Here is a 16,178-nt window from a genome sequence, read left to right on the forward strand (position 1 = left end):
AAAAACGGAGCTTAGCGCTCCGTTTTTTTTACCGGGACAAGATCACTTGTTAACGAACTCTTCGCCCAGCGTGATGTCTTTCTTCAGCGTATCCAGCATGCCTTCCATCGCGTTTTGCTCAAACGCGCTTAGCGTGCCGATAGACTTACGCTCTTCAACGCCGTTTTTACCCAGCAGCAGCGGCTGAGAGAAGAAGCGCGCGTGTTCACCGTCGCCTTCTACGTAAGCGCATTCAACCACGTTTTTCTCGCCCTGCAGCGCGCGAACCAGAGACAGGCCGAAACGCGCCGCCGCCTGGCCCATAGACAGGGTTGCAGAACCGCCACCCGCCTTCGCTTCCACCACTTCGGTGCCTGCATTCTGAATACGTTTGGTCAGGTCAGCCACTTCCTGCTCGGTGAAGCTCACGCCCGGGATCTGCGACAGCAGAGGCAGGATGGTCACGCCAGAGTGTCCGCCGATAACCGGCACTTCCACTTCCGTTGGCTGCTTGCCTTTCAGCTCAGCCACGAAGGTATTGGAACGGATGATATCCAGCGTAGTTACGCCGAACAGTTTGTTCTTGTCGTAAACGCCCGCTTTCTTCAGCACTTCTGCTGCGATGGCAACGGTGGTGTTCACCGGGTTGGTGATGATACCGATGCACGCTTTCGGGCAGGTTTCAGCGATCTGCTGAACCAGGTTTTTCACGATGCCCGCGTTGACGTTGAACAGGTCTGAACGATCCATACCCGGTTTACGTGCAACACCCGCGGAGATCAGCACCACATCGGCACCCTGCAACGCAGGACGCGCATCTTCACCGGAGAAGCCTTTGATTTTCACAGCTGTCGGGATGTGGCTCAGGTCAACCGCCACACCTGGGGTTACCGGAGCAATATCGTACAGGGAGAGTTCTGAGCCTGAAGGCAGTTGGGTTTTCAGTAGTAGGGCAAGCGCCTGGCCGATACCACCAGCAGCGCCGAGGACTGCGACTTTCATCCTAAACTCCTTATTATGGTTAACTTAAGTATCTGTAACTCCGTTGCGGCGACCATAATTCAGCACGTCATTAATTACAATTTTCATCGCTAAAGAATTTGAGGTCGCACGTCTTTGACCTTCACCCGAATGCTATCAGGCTGTGGGCAACAACGAATTAAGAGGGGGTTACAATACACCCTGCCACGCCACCAAAACAACATCATTTTGATAACATTTAATTTACTTTTAAGCTTATTTGCGCGGCGTGACCCAGGCATGTTTTCTGATAACGAAATCTGTTAAAATCTCTCCCTTTCATAACATTATTTCAGCCTGGTGCCAGGTAGATAATTTGCATAAAAATTCATCCACATGCATAATAATGTTGTTTCTATCGTCATATTCCGGGTGACTTATGCGAAGCTCGTCTAAGCAAGAAGAATTAGTGAAAGCGTTTAAAGCGCTACTCAAAGAAGAGAAATTCAGTTCTCAGGGAGAAATTGTTCAGGCGTTGCAGGAGCAAGGCTTCGACAACATCAACCAGTCGAAGGTCTCCCGCATGTTAACCAAGTTTGGTGCAGTGCGTACGCGCAACGCCAAAATGGAGATGGTTTATTGCCTGCCTGCTGAACTTGGCGTGCCAACGACCTCCAGCCCGCTGAAAAACCTGGTTCTGGACATTGACTATAACGATGCCGTGGTCGTGATCCACACCAGCCCGGGTGCAGCCCAGCTGATTGCCCGCCTGCTGGACTCACTGGGTAAAGCAGAGGGGATCCTCGGGACCATCGCCGGCGATGACACCATTTTTACGACCCCGGCAAATGGTTTCTCGGTGAAAGACCTCTACGAAGCGATTCTGGTCCTGTTCGAACAGGAACTGTAATCTTCTGCCCCGTAGCGCCTGGCTGCGGGGATCATTCTGCTGCCGCCTCGTTTTACCCTGCTTTTCTCTGCCTGCTGCTTTTGCAAATAGTGCTTTTTACCGCCTGTTAACATTCATTCAGTGAATGATCTGCCGTAAAATCGCACTAAAAATCAAAGCCACCTATCCAATTGATTTACATAAGAAAAAATCATAACACCTGCAGAGTAACGCCCTTTTTTATTCATTCCCGTTATAAAAAATGATGTTTTTAACACGTAATAACAGGCGAAACCATTAGTCTGGTATTAATTTTTTGCGTGATTAGTGTATACTTGATTTTGTGATGAGGGTCACAGAACAAAGACCCCAGTAAAATAATTGACGAGGTAAATAATCATGAAAATTAAAACCACTGTAGCTGCCCTGAGCGTACTGTCAGTCCTGTCATTCGGTGCGTTTGCAGCCGACACTATTAACGCCGAACAGGCACAATCCCGTCAGGCTATCGGGACCGTTTCTGTTGGTGCCATCGGTACTTCTCCGATGGACATGCACGAAATGCTGAACAAAAAAGCGGAAGAACAGGGTGCGTCATCTTATCGCATCATCGAAGCGCGCAGTGGCGACCACTGGCACGCTACCGCAGAACTGTACAAATAAACCCTCGTCGTATCTCATCATACGACTTGCCCCTGACCTCCCGGTCAGGGGCTTTTTTATCACTGGCGCACGTTGAAACGCAGTTGCCCTTCCAGCTCCTCCTCCGCTTCATCAAACAATAAAATCAATGCGCCAAAGCGTCTGCGCAGTTTTTCAGGCAGATGGGTAAATTCGATCTCCAGCGGTAACGGCAGCCTGTCGCCGGTAACCACATCCCACAGCATATCAAGATTGTTTACGCTGCCCCGCTCCAGGTCGAACGCCCGGATAAACTCGCGGTAGAAGTCTTCCTGACTATCAATTTCGTCAAAATCAAAGGTATAAATTTTCATTGCCAGCCACCCGGTACAGGCGGGCGGCAGATGCCGCCCTGTCTATTATAAGCCCCCGATATGCAGGGTTTTAACTTCCAGAAACTCCTCCAGCCCCAGCACGGACCCCTCGCGTCCCAGCCCGGACTCTTTTACGCCCCCAAACGGACCCAGCTCGGTCGAGACCGCACATTCATTAATTCCGATCATGCCGCTCTCAATGGCCTGTGAGACGCGGAACACGCGCGAGAGATTCTGGGTATAAAAGTAGGCCGCCAGCCCGTAAGGCGTATTGTTAGCGCGCATAACCACTTCGTCTTCCGACGTGAAGCGGAAGCAGGCGGCAACGGGACCAAAGGTCTCTTCTTCTGCCAGCTTCATGCCTTCATGGCAGTCACCGAGTACGGTTGGCATCCAGAAGTTGCCGCCAAGTTCGTGCGGTTTACCCCCAGCCAGCACCGTGGCCCCCTTCGCTACCGCATCTTCGACGTGCTCACGGACTTTCTCGACAGCCGAAGGCTCAATCAGCGGGCCGACAACGACGCCCTCGTCCAGACCGTTACCCACCTTCAGCGCCTTCACCGCATCGGCAAGCTGATTGACAAACTTGTCATAGACCGTCTCCTGAATATAGAAACGGTTTACGCTGACGCAGACCTGCCCGGCGTTACGGAATTTATTGGCGATGGCGCCTTTGACGGCGGCCTCAATATCCGCGTCCTCGAAAACGATATACGGCGCATTGCCGCCCAGCTCCATCGATACCTTTTTCATGGTCTCAGCGGAATTGCGAACCAGCGTTTTCCCGACGGCGGTTGACCCCGTAAACGAGATTTTGCGCACGTCATGGCTGGCCATAATGGCGTCGCTAATTTCTGAGGTGCTCCCCGCGACCGCATTCAGCACACCATCCGGCACACCGGCCTGCTTCGCCAGCGTCAGCAGCGCAAAGGCGCTCAGCGGCGTGTTGTTTGCAGGCTTGATGACGCCGGTACATCCTGCTGCCAGCGCCGGGCCGAGCTTACGGGTGAGCATAGCCATCGGGAAATTCCATGGCGTGATAGCAGCAACCACCCCAACAGGTTCACGAGTGGCCAGAATACGGGAGCCGGGTTTAACCGGAGGAATGATTTCACCGTTAGCGCGCTTGGCCTGCTCCGCAAACCACTGAATAAAGCTGGCAGCGTAGTCCACCTCGCCCTCAGCCTCTTTCAGCGGCTTGCCCTGCTCGGTGGTCATCAGCCGCCCGAGCCAGCTTTTGTTCTCGATAATCAGTTCATACCAGCGATAGAGGATCGTGGAACGCTCTTTTGCCGTTTTTGCGCGCCATGCGGGAAAGGCTTTCGTCGCGGCCGCAATGGCCTCTTCGGTTTCGGCTTTCCCTGCTTTCGCCACTTTCGCAACCACCTCGCCCGTGGCCGGGTTTAGCACATCAAACGTGGTGTCGAGTGTTTTCCAGATACCGTTAACCAGATACCCGGTCTGAAAAAGAATACTGTCCTGAAGAGCCTGGGTTGTCATGTGTCCTCCCTTCCTGAATGTTTGAACCTGCAAGAATAAGTATAGCCACAAAAAAACCGACGCTTTTGGCGTCGGTTTTCTCTTCGTTAGCTGTCTGTCAGGGCATTCTGGTAGCGGTGCAGCATAAACACCAGCCGCTCTACCGGCTCGGTAACCTGCGGCGGGGCTTCCCAGACTCGCAGTTTCTCCTGGTAGATATCCAGCTCCTCCAGCAGTTGCTTAAAGTAGCGGCGACGTTTGTCATCACTGGATGCCGATATCACATGGTCCGCCGTTCGCCGTAGCTGGCGGTGGAAAGCGGACAAATCGTCGTTGATCGGCACTGGCGCGTTCCGCAGACGCTGGTGCGCGATAATCATGGTTAACGCCAGACGGAAGCGAGCGACATCGCCCGGGAATTTATTCAACAGCAGGAACAGTTGCTGGTAAAGGGCCGGAAGGTGGTTCTGCTTGCGCCGCACGGTGTTGGTGGTCAAGGACGATACGGCGGCCGACACAAACTGATTGAGCAGCACGCGCCCTGTCCGCGCCTGAGAGTTATCCCGCACCAGCAGGATCACCATCATCGCCAGGAAACAGCCCACCAGCTGGCCTAATGCGCTATCCAGGAACTGGCTGAAATGGAAGGTCATCGGGTTATCCAGCACGAGGATGTTAATCGTACTCGCCAGCGCACCTAACGATCCCAGACGGCGTTTTTGTACCTCAATCCCGATAAAGAACGCCATCACCGCCAGGCTGATACAGAGCAAAAGCATGCTTTGCTGCGTCGAGGGGATGATTACCAGGAAGTAGAGCGCGCCAATGGGTAACGCCGCAATGGTGCCGTACAGAAAATCAATAGCGACCATGCGCGGGTTGGGCAGACGCATCGCCAGCGCGGTAACGACGGCAATCATCACCATCGCGCCGCTGCCGGACGTCCAGCCGGTCCACAGCCAGAACAGCGTGCCGAGTATACAGGCCAGGGTGGTACGCCAGAAGTTAACCATCGCATGATGACGCTCGGCGGATTCCGGTTTGATCACCACTTCGCCCTGTAACACCTCTTCTTCCGCCGCACTGATTTTGGTGTTGCTAATCACGCCGCGTTTCAGAAGCAGGTAGCGCGTTGCGGCGCCAACCCAGGTATAAATGGTGACTGGCGTATCCCGTTCGCCCGTCCAGGCAATCACACGACGCATGCGTTTAAGCTGTCGATGCACGTCCTGCACCGTCTCCACAGGCTCATCAAACAGTTCGCGGAAGGTATCCGTTACCACTTCGGGGCGAGTGTTCTGAATCAGGTAGGTTTCACACGCCTGGGTGATCAGCGTTAACGAGACGGTATTGATCGCTTTTAGACGACGATTGGCACGCTCCCAGCGGGAAGACTCCATATTGAGATTACTGCGCATCCCTTCCAGCGCCTGCGTGCGGCGCACCAGCGCGCTCCAGGCCTTGTCGACCTCTTCGCTGTCGCCGTGCTTAATGCACAGCTGCATGAGCTGGTACTGGGCAACAATCAGCGCGTCCAGCTCACGATCGACTTCCTGCTTGATGGATCGCGGAGAGAAGAGCAGATCGGCGACAATCGCGCAGACGATACCAATGACAATCTCGCTGCAACGTTCCACGGCGAACTGCGGAGCAAGCAGCGGTTCACTCTGAATGGTGATGATAATAATCAGCGCGGTATATCCCGCCAGGCCCCAGGCGTACGAGTTCTCCACCTTCACCAGCGAAGAGACCCAGGTGCAAAAACCCGCCCAGATACAGCATACAATCAGCATCAGCAGCGGCGTGCGGATCATCAGGATGATAATGGTCAGGGCGGCGATACAGCCGATAAAGGTACCGATAATACGCAGCATCCCGCGATAGCGAATTGCCCCGGAGTAAGGTTCGCCACCCGCCGCGAAGGCAGGACCGGCGGCGACGATCGCGGCGGTCAGAACAGCCCAGCGCGGCGTTTCAAGCTGGAAATGGAAGCCAACAAACAGCGCCAGCACAATGGCGCATGCCAGCTTCACGGCGAAGCGGATGTGCTGGCTGGCGATGGAAAAAATGCCCATAGCGATCAACCAAACTCGCGCAGGCGATGGGCGATTTGACGGAAGATAGAATCCTGGCTGGCATCACGGTCTTTTTCACCGGTGATCACTACCGTCGCCGTGGTGCCAGCGGGCCAGAGGTTGCTCTGCTGCTCATCCAGACGAATGCGTACCGGTACGCGCTGCGCCAGACGAACCCACTCGAGGTTAGAATCGACGGTCGCCATCCCTTTTGAATCATTGGTACTGCTGGCGTTGGTCACCCCCGCGGCCACGCTGTCCACGGTTCCTTTCAGGACCCGGTTGCTGCCGAGCGGCGTGATTTCGGCGCGATAGCCCGGACGCACGCCTTCCAGCTTGGTCTCTTCCATATAGGCGAGGACGTAGAAAGAGTTCTGTTTCACCAGCGCCACGGCCGTAGAGCCGCGCGTGATAAACTCACCCGCATAGACGTTGAGGTTGGTTACCCAGCCATCGGACGGGGCGCGGATAACGGTACGTTCCAGATCGAGCTTCGCCAGATCGCGCGTCGCCTGCGCTTTTGCCAGCTGATGCAGCACGGTTTGCAGCACGTTATTGGACTGATCAATCTCTTCCCGGGACATGGCCTGGATGCCCAGCTTGTTACGACGTCCTGCTTCACGGCGTTTTTCAGCGGCCAGCGCGTTGTAATACGCTACGTCGGCTTCCGCTTCTTCCAGCGCTTTTTGATAGCGCGGCTGGTCGATAGTGAACAGTACCTGATCTTTTTTCACCAGCTGGTTATCGTGGACATTGACCGCCGTAATGAGACCGGCGACATCGGGCGCTATCGCGACCACCTCCGCGCTGAAACGCGCATCGCGCGTCCACGGGGATTCGGTGTAATAAACCCAGGCGCGAAAAATAGCGATGAACGCCAGGATGACCAGCGCCATAGTGATGGCAGTGCGGGAGATTTTTCTTGTTAGCGTTTTCACATCAACCTCAGACAAACATGCGCGATATTAAATAGAACAGGCAGCAATACAGCGCGGTATTAAACAATGCAGGATGCCAGACGAAATCATAAATCCCGGTAGGGACCAGCACCTTGCGCACCAGCCAGAAGATCGCCAGTGATAAAAGAAGCTCGAAAAATATCGGTGGGAACGACAGACCGAACACCACGATAACGGGAAACAGACTCATGTTGACCTTGATTAAAGAGATGCAGGTTACTGGATTATTAAGCTCACGCCGCCGCAGGAGAGCATGAATTGCCGGGTGAGAGTGGCGCAGCCGTTATGTAATTAATAATATATTAACGTAACTGTTATGCTGTTATCTATCATATGTGATCTAAATCACTTTTAAGCCAGAGTGAATAATGGAACGTCTAAAACGCATGTCCGTCTTTGCGAAAGTGGTTGAGCAAGGCTCTTTTACCGCCGCAGCACGTCAGCTACAAATGAGCGTCTCATCCATTAGCCAGACAGTGTCAAAACTGGAAGATGAGCTCCAGGTGAAGCTGCTCAACCGCAGCACCCGCAGCATTGGGCTGACGGAAGCGGGTAAAATTTACTATCAGGGCTGCCGTCGAATGCTGCATGAAGTGCAGGATGTTCACGAGCAGCTCTACGCCTTTAACAACACGCCTATCGGCACGCTGCGTATCGGGTGTTCTTCAACTATGGCACAAAATGTTCTCGCTGCCATGACGGCGGAAATGCTGAAAGAGTATCCCGGTTTAACCGTTAATCTGGTAACGGGTATTCCGGCACCGGATCTGATTGCCGATGGGTTAGACGTGGTGATCCGCGTTGGCGCATTGCAGGACTCGAGCCTGTTCTCGCGTCGACTGGGCAGCATGCCGATGGTGGTCTGCGCTTCGAAAAGCTATCTGGCACAGTATGGCGTACCGGAAAAACCTGCCGACCTTAGCAACCACTCGTGGCTGGAATACAGCGTTCGCCCAGATAACGAATTTGAATTGATCGCGCCAGAAGGGCTTTCCACCAAACTGCTGCCTGAAGGCCGTTTCGTGACCAACGATCCGATGACCATCTCACGCTGGCTGGTGGCCGGGGCCGGGATCGCCTACGTGCCGCTGATGTGGGTGATCAACGAGATCAACAGCGGCGAACTGGAGATCCTCTTCCCGCGCTACCAGTCGGATCCGCGCCCGGTGTACGCGCTCTATACCGAAAAGGACAAGCTGCCGCTGAAGGTGCAGGTCTGTATTAACTATCTGACGGACTATTTTGTGGAAGTGGCAGAGCTGTTTCAGGGGATGCGGGGAAGAAGGAAAGAGTAGGCCTCCCCCTCACCCCGGCCCTCTCCCCAAAGGGGCGAGGGAGAAAAGACAGCACGGAGCAGTCCCCTCTCCCCGTTGGGGAGAGGGTTAGGGTGAGGGGAAAATGAAAAAATTACGCCGTGCCGCCCACCGTCAGGTTATCGACCTTCAGGGTTGGCTGGCCCACGCCTACCGGCAGGCTCTGACCTTCTTTGCCGCAGACGCCCACGCCGTTATCCAGCTTCAGGTCGTTACCCACCATGGAAATCTGCTGCATGGCCTCAATGCCAGAGCCAATCAGGGTTGCGCCCTTCACCGCTTTGGTCACTTTGCCCTTCTCAATCAGATACGCCTCTGAGGTAGAGAAGACAAATTTACCGGAGGTGATATCCACCTGGCCGCCGCCAAAGTTCGGCGCGAAGATCCCGTAATCAACGGATTCGATAATCTCCTGCGGCGTGGATTTACCCGGCAGCATGTAGGTGTTGGTCATGCGCGGCATCGGCAGGTGCGCGTAGGATTCGCGACGACCGTTACCCGTTGGCGCAACGCCCATCAGACGCGCGTTAAGCTTGTCCTGCATGTAACCTTTCAGTACGCCATTTTCGATCAGCACGTTGTACTGGCCCGGCGTGCCTTCATCGTCGATAGAAATCGAGCCGCGACGGTCGAGCATGGTGCCATCATCCACCACGGTACACAGTTCGGAGGAGACTAGCTGCCCCATCTGACCGCTGAATACGGACGTCCCGCGACGGTTGAAATCCCCCTCCAGGCCGTGACCGACCGCTTCGTGCAGCAACACGCCAGGCCAGCCTGCGCCCAGAACCACCGGCAGCGTACCGGCAGGTGCCGCCACGGCAGACAGGTTGACCAGCGCCATGCGCACGGCTTCTTTTGCCCACGCATCCGCGCGCGCTTCGCCGTCAACGTCGCCAAGGAACCAGTCGTAGCCAAAACGACCGCCGCCACCGCTTGAGCCGCGCTCGCGCTTGCCGTCGTCTTCCACCTGTACGCTGATAGAGAGGCGCACAAGCGGACGCACGTCGGCGGCCAGCGTACCGTCCGTCGCCGCCACCAGAATCAATTCATAAACACCGCTCAGACTGGCAGAGACTTCCTGCACGCGTTTGTCCGCCGCGCGAGCCACTTTGTCCACGCGACGCAGGATGTCCAGCTTCTCTTCGCGGCTCATGCTTTGCAGTGGGTCGATGCTGGTATAAAGCGCAGCGTGCTGCACTTCACCCAGCGTTTTGACACGACCGTCGCCGGTATCGCGCACAATGGTTCGCGCCGCCTGCGCGCTCTGCTCCAGCGCGGCCAGGCTTATCTGGTCTGCATAAGCAAAACCGGTTTTTTCGCCGCTGACGGCGCGCACGCCGACGCCCTGGTCAATGTTATAAGAACCATCTTTAATGATGCTGTCTTCTAAAACCCAGGATTCGTGATAGCTCGACTGGAAATAGAGATCGCCGTAGTCGAGGCGGCGTTCGGTCAGTTGACCAAGAATGGAGAACAGGTCCTGATGGCTCAGGCCGTTCGCTGCGAGCAAATGTTCACTTACCAGGTTCAGACTCATCGTATTGCTACTCGTTCGTTGCCGCCAGTGGCGGTATAAAATCAATATTATTGAGAGTGAGGCAATTACCTGCCCACGTCAAATCATTGCTGTGCTTCTTTGCGCGGCTGGCGCAGCACTTCATTAATCTGCGGTTTATCGATTGGGCCCGTAATGCGGTAGCGCAGAATCGAGACTTTGCTCCAGAGCGGCCCCAGCACTTTGCTGGCGGCAAATACCGCCGCGCCGATTATCGGATTGACCACAAAAGCGGTAGCAACACCCACTGTAGCGGAGATTTCCGGGGCAACAACCGCTTCCATATCCAGCTCCCGGCGCACGAGGTTCACTGATCCTTTCATGGCGATGTCCGCTTCCAGGCCGTCCAACAGCGTATCATCGGTATGCATCACGCCGTCCTTGATCCAGGCCGTTCCGCGAATGGAGTCATAATAGAAACCGTCGTTGAAGGTATCGCTGAAATCGAAGCGCAGCTTGCGCAGCAGCGCGTCAAAGCTCAGCAGGCGCAGTATTTGCCCTGCATGACCGGTGCTAACATCGGCAATTTGTCCCTTACCAAAACGGGTTCTGAGGATACCGTTCAGCGAGGCAACGTCCGGCTGCCACGGTGCCGCGCGCCAGTGCAGATCGTAATTCACATCGAAGGACGATCCGCGAAGCGGCGTGCTGATCCCAAAGAAGTTAGCCGCGGAGTCCAGCTTGTTGCCTTTAATATCGCCCTTCAGCGAGGTGCGCTGTTCACCCGGTTTGTTCACCCACTCGCCAGCGGCGGTCATGCGGCCAAAGCCGGTATCCACCAGCCCACCAGAGAGGCTCAGCGTATTGCCCTGAATAGCAAAATCACCGTCGATACGGCCATATTTCTGTCCCCACAGCCAGCACTCCGCACAGCGCAGCTGGAGATCGGGCCAGTTGCTGAAATCCACGCGCGACGTTCCACTGCTGCTGAAAGGAGACGTACTTGTCGACTGTGTTTTAGACGCCGTAAAGGTCGGGTTGTAATAGAGATAACGGATAGCCGCCTGCCATGGCGCGTTATCGCGCATCGTCAACGAACCGTTAATTTCACGCCCCTGCGCCTCGACCTTTGAGCCGTTCACCGTCGGCCGGGAGACAATACTCAGGTTGTTCCACTGCTGCCCACCTAGCGTCAGCGCAGGCGTGCGCAAGGTAATGGACTGCGGGAACTGCGCCGTTTGATCGACGTTTTGCCCGACACCTTTCTGAAACAGTGCCAGCCACTCTGCGCCATCCATCGGCGGGAGATTCAGTTCAATGCCCGCCTGCTCCGGCAGCGGCGGCGTGGTACGGCTGTCAGTCGTCCAGATCGCCCTGTCCAGCGTCAGCTTGCGGTTAAGCAGCCAGCGGCTGTTGAAGTGGTTTGTTCCGCCAGCGTTTCCGGTTAAATCAAAGCTGTTGAGGTTGCCCGCAACCTTAACGTTGACGGGCAGTGCTTCACCGCTTTTCTTGTTCAGCGGTGCGGGAAGCTGGCTACTGAGGTTTTTTAGATCGCCCGTAATGTCGACGTTATAGCGCGCACCGGCATGATAAGGCAGGTCGATGGCGACCTTGCCATTCCATGACACCGCGCCGTCCACCGCATTCTCAATCGGCTTCGGCAGAACATCCATGCGTGACGGCTGCCAGTTCGCGTCCATATTGACCGCCACCTGGTAGGCTTTATCGCCCTCGGTGGTGGAGAAATCGATATTGACGGGTTGATTGAACCAGGTCGCTTTCAGCGGCTTACTTTTCAGATTGCCGTTAACAAAGCTGAACTGACCGCTAAGGTTTTTCAGCGTGCTGTCCAGCGGCTTGATATAGAGGCTGTTATTGTTCAGACGAACGTCGCCTTTGGCGGTGGTCATTTCACCGTCGAGCGGGATATCCAGATGTAAGCGAGCATTCACATCACCATCTAACTGCAACTGCTGGAGAGTGGCCGCCAGGGAGTCATCCAGCGGCGTATCTTCAAAATATGGGCCAACCGCTTTACCCGGCCCCTTAATATCCGCATCAATCAGCAGTTTCTCTTTGGAGTAATCCGGGATGTTTGCCGTCAGGTTGCTTGCTGTTACGCCGCCCAGCGCAACGCTGTCCGTCTTCATCCACAAGCCGTCATTCAGGAAGTTGAGTTCGATATTCAGATTCTTCAGCGCGGGCCAGTCCGGCTGGAAGGCATAGGTGGCGTTGCGTAGCGGCACCAGAACCTGGAACTGGCCTTCGTTATGCTTATACGGGAACAGGTGCGGATTGCCGCCGTAGACCAGCGTGGCGTTGTCCGCCTGACCGCCCTGAATGGCGCCGCTGAGATAGTCTACCAGCGCTTTCCCCATCAGGTTTTCCGGGAAGTAGCGCCACGCCTGCGAACCGTCATCTGTGCTGATGCCTGCCAGAATGCCCAGCCACGGCTCATCGCCTTCAGGCTGTAGATAACGGAAATTACCGCGGGCATGTACCGCTTTGGCTTTTACATCAATATCGCGACCATCGAGCTGAAAACCTTTGTCATTCTTCAGCCAGTTAAGAGTGGCGTTTCCCTTTTCGATCTCCAGTGGCGCACGGAAGACCGTTTCGTACGGCATTTTTGCTTCCTGCATTTCTGCCGTCAGCCTGCCGTTTTCCACGCTTCCTTCCAGTTTACCGCTGAAGTGCTCGGCACCCGGCAGCAGCTTCCACTGTTTCCATGCGAGATTTTTCCATGCCGCCTGAAAACGCGTCTTTTCCGTGGCCTGGAGCGGAATATCCAGCGCCAGCCGGTTTATCTGCCCGCTCGGTTGCGTCGCCAGCCAGATTTCGCCCAGCTCCGGTGAGAGTTTTGCGGCCATTGAACGCAACCCTTCGATCGCCGTCAGATCCAGGTTACTGGCACGGATACGCAGCTCATCGCTGCGTTTACCGTTTATCCCGCCGACGTCCTGCTCCGGCATCCACGCCAGCGTCAGTGCGCCGCGCGGCCAGGGTTTGTTATCCATGGAGATGCGCGTATCCGGAATAGCGAACTGCCAGCCGCCTTTATCCTGCGTCACGTGTGCGGTGAGGTTATCGACGGAAAGCTGATGCTGATGGTTTTCCCCCTTCCAGCTCGCGCCCCCCTGCTTAAGCCAGATATCGCCGCTGGCGAATGCCCCGTTCGTCAGGGTCATCCAGCCTTCCAGGCTGAAGCGCGCGGTTTCCAGCTGCATGTTCTGCTGTAGCCACTCACCCAGCCACGGCTTCACGTCCACGTCGTCTGCCTGTAGCCACACCCTGCCGTTGTTCAGCAGGCCATTGTCGTCGCGCAGATCCATCCGCACCTGCATAACGCCGTGCTGCCCGTTCAGGCTGGAGAGATTCACCTGCCCCTCGGCGCGGTGGCGATCTTTCCCGTTTAGCCAGGTCAGCTGTGGGATCGCCAGCTCAGCGCGCTGTCCGGAAAGGGTTATAAAGCTCACTTCGCTGTCGCGGAGATCGAAATGATCGAACTGACGCAGGAAGAGATCGCTGATACGGCTGGTTTCCAGCCCACGATCGCTGTCGCCGCTTTGCAGCGGCGTGTTGGTCATCAGCTGAAGTTGCCAGAAGGTGAGATCGCGAAACTGCCAGCGCAGATGCAGCAGGCTTTGCCAGACATCCAGCGCCAGGGTGACGCGTTTGATTTTAAGATGGCCGCCATCTTTCAGGCTGGCGCTGATATCCCGCGCATCAAGCGTCGGGCCAAAGTTCTGCCAGCTTGCCTCGATATGGCTCACGTCCACCGGCAGACCGGTGGCAGATTCGATTTTTGCCAGGATCTGCGGCCGCCAGCTGTCCAGATGCGGCAAGGCGAGACGCAGCCCGCTCACGAGCAACGCGACAATCACGACCAGCGTTGCCCCTGTAAGCAGTAAAATCCCCGGCAATCGCCTCACGCGTCTCTCCTTGTCAGCCTTAAATCTCGCAGCGAACTGCGTTTACATCATGACGACGTCAAACTGCTCCTGGTTATAGAGCGGCTCAATTTGCACTTTTACCTGTTTGCCGACAAAGATTTCCACTTCCGCCAGCGCGTGCGACTCTTCCCCTTTCAGGGCCTCTGCCACCGCAGGGGAAGCATAGACCAGAAAACGGTCTGAGTCGTAGGCATGATGGACACGGACAATCTCACGCATGATCTCGTAGCAGACCGTCTCCACCGTCTTTACCGTTCCGCGTCCATGGCAGGTTGGACACTCATTACACAGGACATGTTCCACGCTTTCGCGGGTCCGTTTCCGGGTCATTTCCACCAGACCGAGCTGCGAGAAGCCATTGATGCTGGTTTTCACGCGATCTTTACTCAGCGCCTGCTCCAGGGAGTGCAGCACGCGACGGCGGTGGTCTTCATTATTCATATCGATAAAGTCGATGATGATAATACCGCCCAGATTACGCAGGCGAAGCTGGCGTGCGATGGCCTGCGTCGCTTCTATATTGGTATTAAAGATGGTGTCATCGAGGTTGCGATGGCCGACAAACGCGCCGGTGTTGATGTCGACGGTGGTCATCGCTTCGGTTTGATCGATGATCAGATAGCCACCCGATTTCAGCTCAACCTTACGCTCCAGCGCACGCTGGATTTCGTTTTCAACGTCATAGAGATCAAATATTGGCTGGCGTCCGGTGTAATGCTCCAGCAGCCCCGGCATTTCCGGGATGTACTCGGCGGTGAACTCCAGTAAGGCTTCGTACGTCAGACGCGAGTCCACGCGGATGCGGTCGAGCTGCGCATCGGCGAAATCACGTAATACGCGCTGAGCGAGCGCCAGCTCACCGTATAGCCGGTAGCGGGTCTGGTTGCGTTTTTTACGCTCCATCACTTTGGTCCAGACGCGCTTCAGATAGGCCGCATCCGAGGCCAGGTCTTCTTCGCTGATCCCTTCCGCTGCGGTACGGATAATAAACCCGCCCTGCTCGTCGCAGTAGGCGCTGACCACCTTTTTCAGGCGTTCACGCTCGCTTTCGCTCTCAATACGCTGTGACACGCCGACGTGCGACGCCCCCGGCATAAAGACCAGATAACGTGAAGGAAGGGTGATGTCGGTGGTCAGACGCGCGCCTTTGGTGCCCAGCGGATCTTTTACCACCTGCACCATCAGATCCTGGCCCTGACGCACCAGCTCAGAGATGTCGCGCACGGCAAACTGTTTTTGCTCTTCGCCTGCCACGCATTCGGTATGCGGCATGATGTCGGAGGCGTGCAAAAACGCCGCTTTATCGAGCCCAATATCTACAAAAGCCGCCTGCATACCCGGCAGTACACGACTGACACGACCTTTGTAGATATTGCCTACGATTCCGCGCCGCGCTTCACGCTCAATATGAATTTCCTGAAGAATGCCACCATCAATGTAGGCCACACGGGTTTCCGATGGCGTTACGTTTACCAACAATTCAGCCGTCATAATTATCCCTTCCCTCACGCAGTGAGTTAAAATTGCTCAGCAACTCATACGTTTCCACCAGCGGTAAGCCGACTACGGCGTGATAGCTGCCATTTATCTTCCTGACAAAACAGCCACCCAACCCTTGAATACCGTATGCACCTGCTTTATCCATAGGTTCACCGCTGGCGATATAGCCGGCGATCTCCTCGTCGGTGAGGACTCTGAACGTCACTTCCGTTACCACAAGGCAATCCAGAACGTACTGGCTGTCTGCCAGCGCTACCGCCGTCATCACCTGATGGGTTTGTCCGGACATGTTACGCAGCATCCGCGCCGCATGGTCTGCGTCGCGGGGTTTCTCAAGCACCTCACCATTGAGAATGACGATGGTATCGGCCCCCAGCACCGGTAAGTCACGCGGCACGCATGCAACGCCCGCCTGCGCTTTTTCACGCGCCAGACGGGAGACATACTGCTGAGCGCTTTCGCCCTCAGCACGTTTTTCTTCGATACCGGTAACGATGCGTTCGAAGGATACACCCAACTGCGCGAGCAGTTCCTGGCGACGCGGAGAACCGGAGGCAAGATACAAAGACGTCATAGAA

At 55.7% G+C, this 16,178-nt stretch carries 13 protein-coding genes; 3 read left to right on the forward strand and 10 right to left on the reverse strand.

What is annotated here, in order from left to right; all coding sequences use genetic code 11:
- Nucleotides 1–42: 42 nt before the first annotated feature.
- Entirely contained in the window at nucleotides 43–981 is a 939-nt protein-coding gene (mdh, locus tag ACQG11_RS06580; RefSeq protein WP_023298737.1) for a malate dehydrogenase, read from the reverse strand.
- 397 nt (nucleotides 982–1,378) lie between these two features.
- Here mdh and argR point away from each other — a divergent pair, with 397 nt between their 5' ends.
- Entirely contained in the window at nucleotides 1,379–1,849 is a 471-nt protein-coding gene (gene argR, locus ACQG11_RS06585; protein ID WP_003860428.1) for a transcriptional regulator ArgR, read from the forward strand.
- A gap of 378 nt (nucleotides 1,850–2,227) precedes the next feature.
- Complete coding sequence (gene yhcN, locus ACQG11_RS06590; RefSeq protein WP_006812160.1) at nucleotides 2,228–2,491, forward strand: peroxide/acid stress response protein YhcN; 264 nt, start codon at nucleotides 2,228–2,230, stop codon at nucleotides 2,489–2,491.
- Between the two features lie 59 nt (nucleotides 2,492–2,550).
- Here yhcN and ACQG11_RS06595 read toward each other — a convergent pair whose 3' ends face one another.
- The 5 genes from ACQG11_RS06595 to aaeX all read right to left on the reverse strand — a co-directional run bounded on the left by ACQG11_RS06595 (nucleotide 2,551) and on the right by aaeX (nucleotide 7,526).
- Nucleotides 2,551–2,823, reverse strand: a complete 273-nt coding sequence (locus ACQG11_RS06595; RefSeq protein WP_022649557.1) for a barstar family protein — start codon at nucleotides 2,821–2,823, stop codon at nucleotides 2,551–2,553.
- A gap of 45 nt (nucleotides 2,824–2,868) precedes the next feature.
- Entirely contained in the window at nucleotides 2,869–4,323 is a 1,455-nt protein-coding gene (locus tag ACQG11_RS06600; RefSeq protein WP_017382714.1) for an NAD-dependent succinate-semialdehyde dehydrogenase, read from the reverse strand.
- 86 nt (nucleotides 4,324–4,409) lie between these two features.
- The gene (aaeB, locus tag ACQG11_RS06605; RefSeq protein WP_426728266.1) at nucleotides 4,410–6,377 is read right to left on the reverse strand and encodes a p-hydroxybenzoic acid efflux pump subunit AaeB; all 1,968 of its coding nucleotides are present in this window, start codon (nucleotides 6,375–6,377) and stop codon (nucleotides 4,410–4,412) included.
- A 5-nt stretch (nucleotides 6,378–6,382) separates the two neighbouring features.
- The gene (gene aaeA / locus ACQG11_RS06610) at nucleotides 6,383–7,315 is read right to left on the reverse strand and encodes a p-hydroxybenzoic acid efflux pump subunit AaeA (protein ID WP_023298740.1); all 933 of its coding nucleotides are present in this window, start codon (nucleotides 7,313–7,315) and stop codon (nucleotides 6,383–6,385) included.
- A 7-nt stretch (nucleotides 7,316–7,322) separates the two neighbouring features.
- Nucleotides 7,323–7,526 (reverse strand): p-hydroxybenzoic acid efflux pump operon protein AaeX, encoded by a 204-nt coding sequence (gene aaeX / locus ACQG11_RS06615; RefSeq protein ID WP_003860416.1) that lies wholly within the window; start codon nucleotides 7,524–7,526, stop codon nucleotides 7,323–7,325.
- 178 nt (nucleotides 7,527–7,704) lie between these two features.
- On the opposite strand from aaeX, the gene aaeR reads away from it, so the two are divergent.
- Nucleotides 7,705–8,631, forward strand: coding sequence for an HTH-type transcriptional activator AaeR (gene aaeR / locus ACQG11_RS06620; protein WP_022649561.1), 927 nt, complete (start codon nucleotides 7,705–7,707; stop codon nucleotides 8,629–8,631).
- A 112-nt stretch (nucleotides 8,632–8,743) separates the two neighbouring features.
- On the opposite strand, the gene tldD is transcribed toward aaeR, so the two are convergent.
- From tldD to ACQG11_RS06640, 4 genes are all read right to left on the reverse strand, one after another.
- Nucleotides 8,744–10,189, reverse strand: a complete 1,446-nt coding sequence (tldD, locus tag ACQG11_RS06625) for a metalloprotease TldD (RefSeq protein WP_022649562.1) — start codon at nucleotides 10,187–10,189, stop codon at nucleotides 8,744–8,746.
- Between the two features lie 83 nt (nucleotides 10,190–10,272).
- Nucleotides 10,273–14,079, reverse strand: a complete 3,807-nt coding sequence (yhdP, locus tag ACQG11_RS06630) for an AsmA2 domain-containing protein YhdP (protein WP_069597001.1) — start codon at nucleotides 14,077–14,079, stop codon at nucleotides 10,273–10,275.
- A 42-nt stretch (nucleotides 14,080–14,121) separates the two neighbouring features.
- A complete protein-coding gene (gene rng / locus ACQG11_RS06635) occupies nucleotides 14,122–15,591 on the reverse strand; it encodes a ribonuclease G (protein WP_003860405.1) in 1,470 nt (489 codons plus the stop codon).
- Complete coding sequence (locus ACQG11_RS06640; RefSeq protein WP_003860403.1) at nucleotides 15,581–16,174, reverse strand: Maf family protein; 594 nt, start codon at nucleotides 16,172–16,174, stop codon at nucleotides 15,581–15,583. The genes rng and ACQG11_RS06640 overlap by 11 nt, the downstream gene beginning before the upstream one ends.
- Between the last annotated feature and the right edge of the window lie 4 nt (nucleotides 16,175–16,178).

Source organism: Enterobacter cloacae complex sp. 372C4, from assembly GCF_050030615.1.
Taxonomy (GTDB): domain Bacteria; phylum Pseudomonadota; class Gammaproteobacteria; order Enterobacterales; family Enterobacteriaceae; genus Enterobacter; species Enterobacter intestinihominis.

Excerpts from the sequence above, each read along its gene's own strand:
- ACQG11_RS06640 (WP_003860403.1), bottom strand. The coding sequence starts at position 16,174 with ATGACGTCTTTGTATCTTGCCTCCGGTTCTCCGCGTCGCCAGGAACTG.
- aaeB (WP_426728266.1), bottom strand. The coding sequence starts at position 6,377 with ATGGGCATTTTTTCCATCGCCAGCCAGCACATCCGCTTCGCCGTGAAG.
- mdh (WP_023298737.1), bottom strand. The coding sequence starts at position 981 with ATGAAAGTCGCAGTCCTCGGCGCTGCTGGTGGTATCGGCCAGGCGCTT.
- rng (WP_003860405.1), bottom strand. The coding sequence starts at position 15,591 with ATGACGGCTGAATTGTTGGTAAACGTAACGCCATCGGAAACCCGTGTG.
- argR (WP_003860428.1), top strand. The coding sequence starts at position 1,379 with ATGCGAAGCTCGTCTAAGCAAGAAGAATTAGTGAAAGCGTTTAAAGCG.
- ACQG11_RS06595 (WP_022649557.1), bottom strand. The coding sequence starts at position 2,823 with ATGAAAATTTATACCTTTGATTTTGACGAAATTGATAGTCAGGAAGAC.
- tldD (WP_022649562.1), bottom strand. The coding sequence starts at position 10,189 with ATGAGTCTGAACCTGGTAAGTGAACATTTGCTCGCAGCGAACGGCCTG.
- ACQG11_RS06600 (WP_017382714.1), bottom strand. The coding sequence starts at position 4,323 with ATGACAACCCAGGCTCTTCAGGACAGTATTCTTTTTCAGACCGGGTAT.
- aaeR (WP_022649561.1), top strand. The coding sequence starts at position 7,705 with ATGGAACGTCTAAAACGCATGTCCGTCTTTGCGAAAGTGGTTGAGCAA.
- yhcN (WP_006812160.1), top strand. The coding sequence starts at position 2,228 with ATGAAAATTAAAACCACTGTAGCTGCCCTGAGCGTACTGTCAGTCCTG.
- aaeX (WP_003860416.1), bottom strand. The coding sequence starts at position 7,526 with ATGAGTCTGTTTCCCGTTATCGTGGTGTTCGGTCTGTCGTTCCCACCG.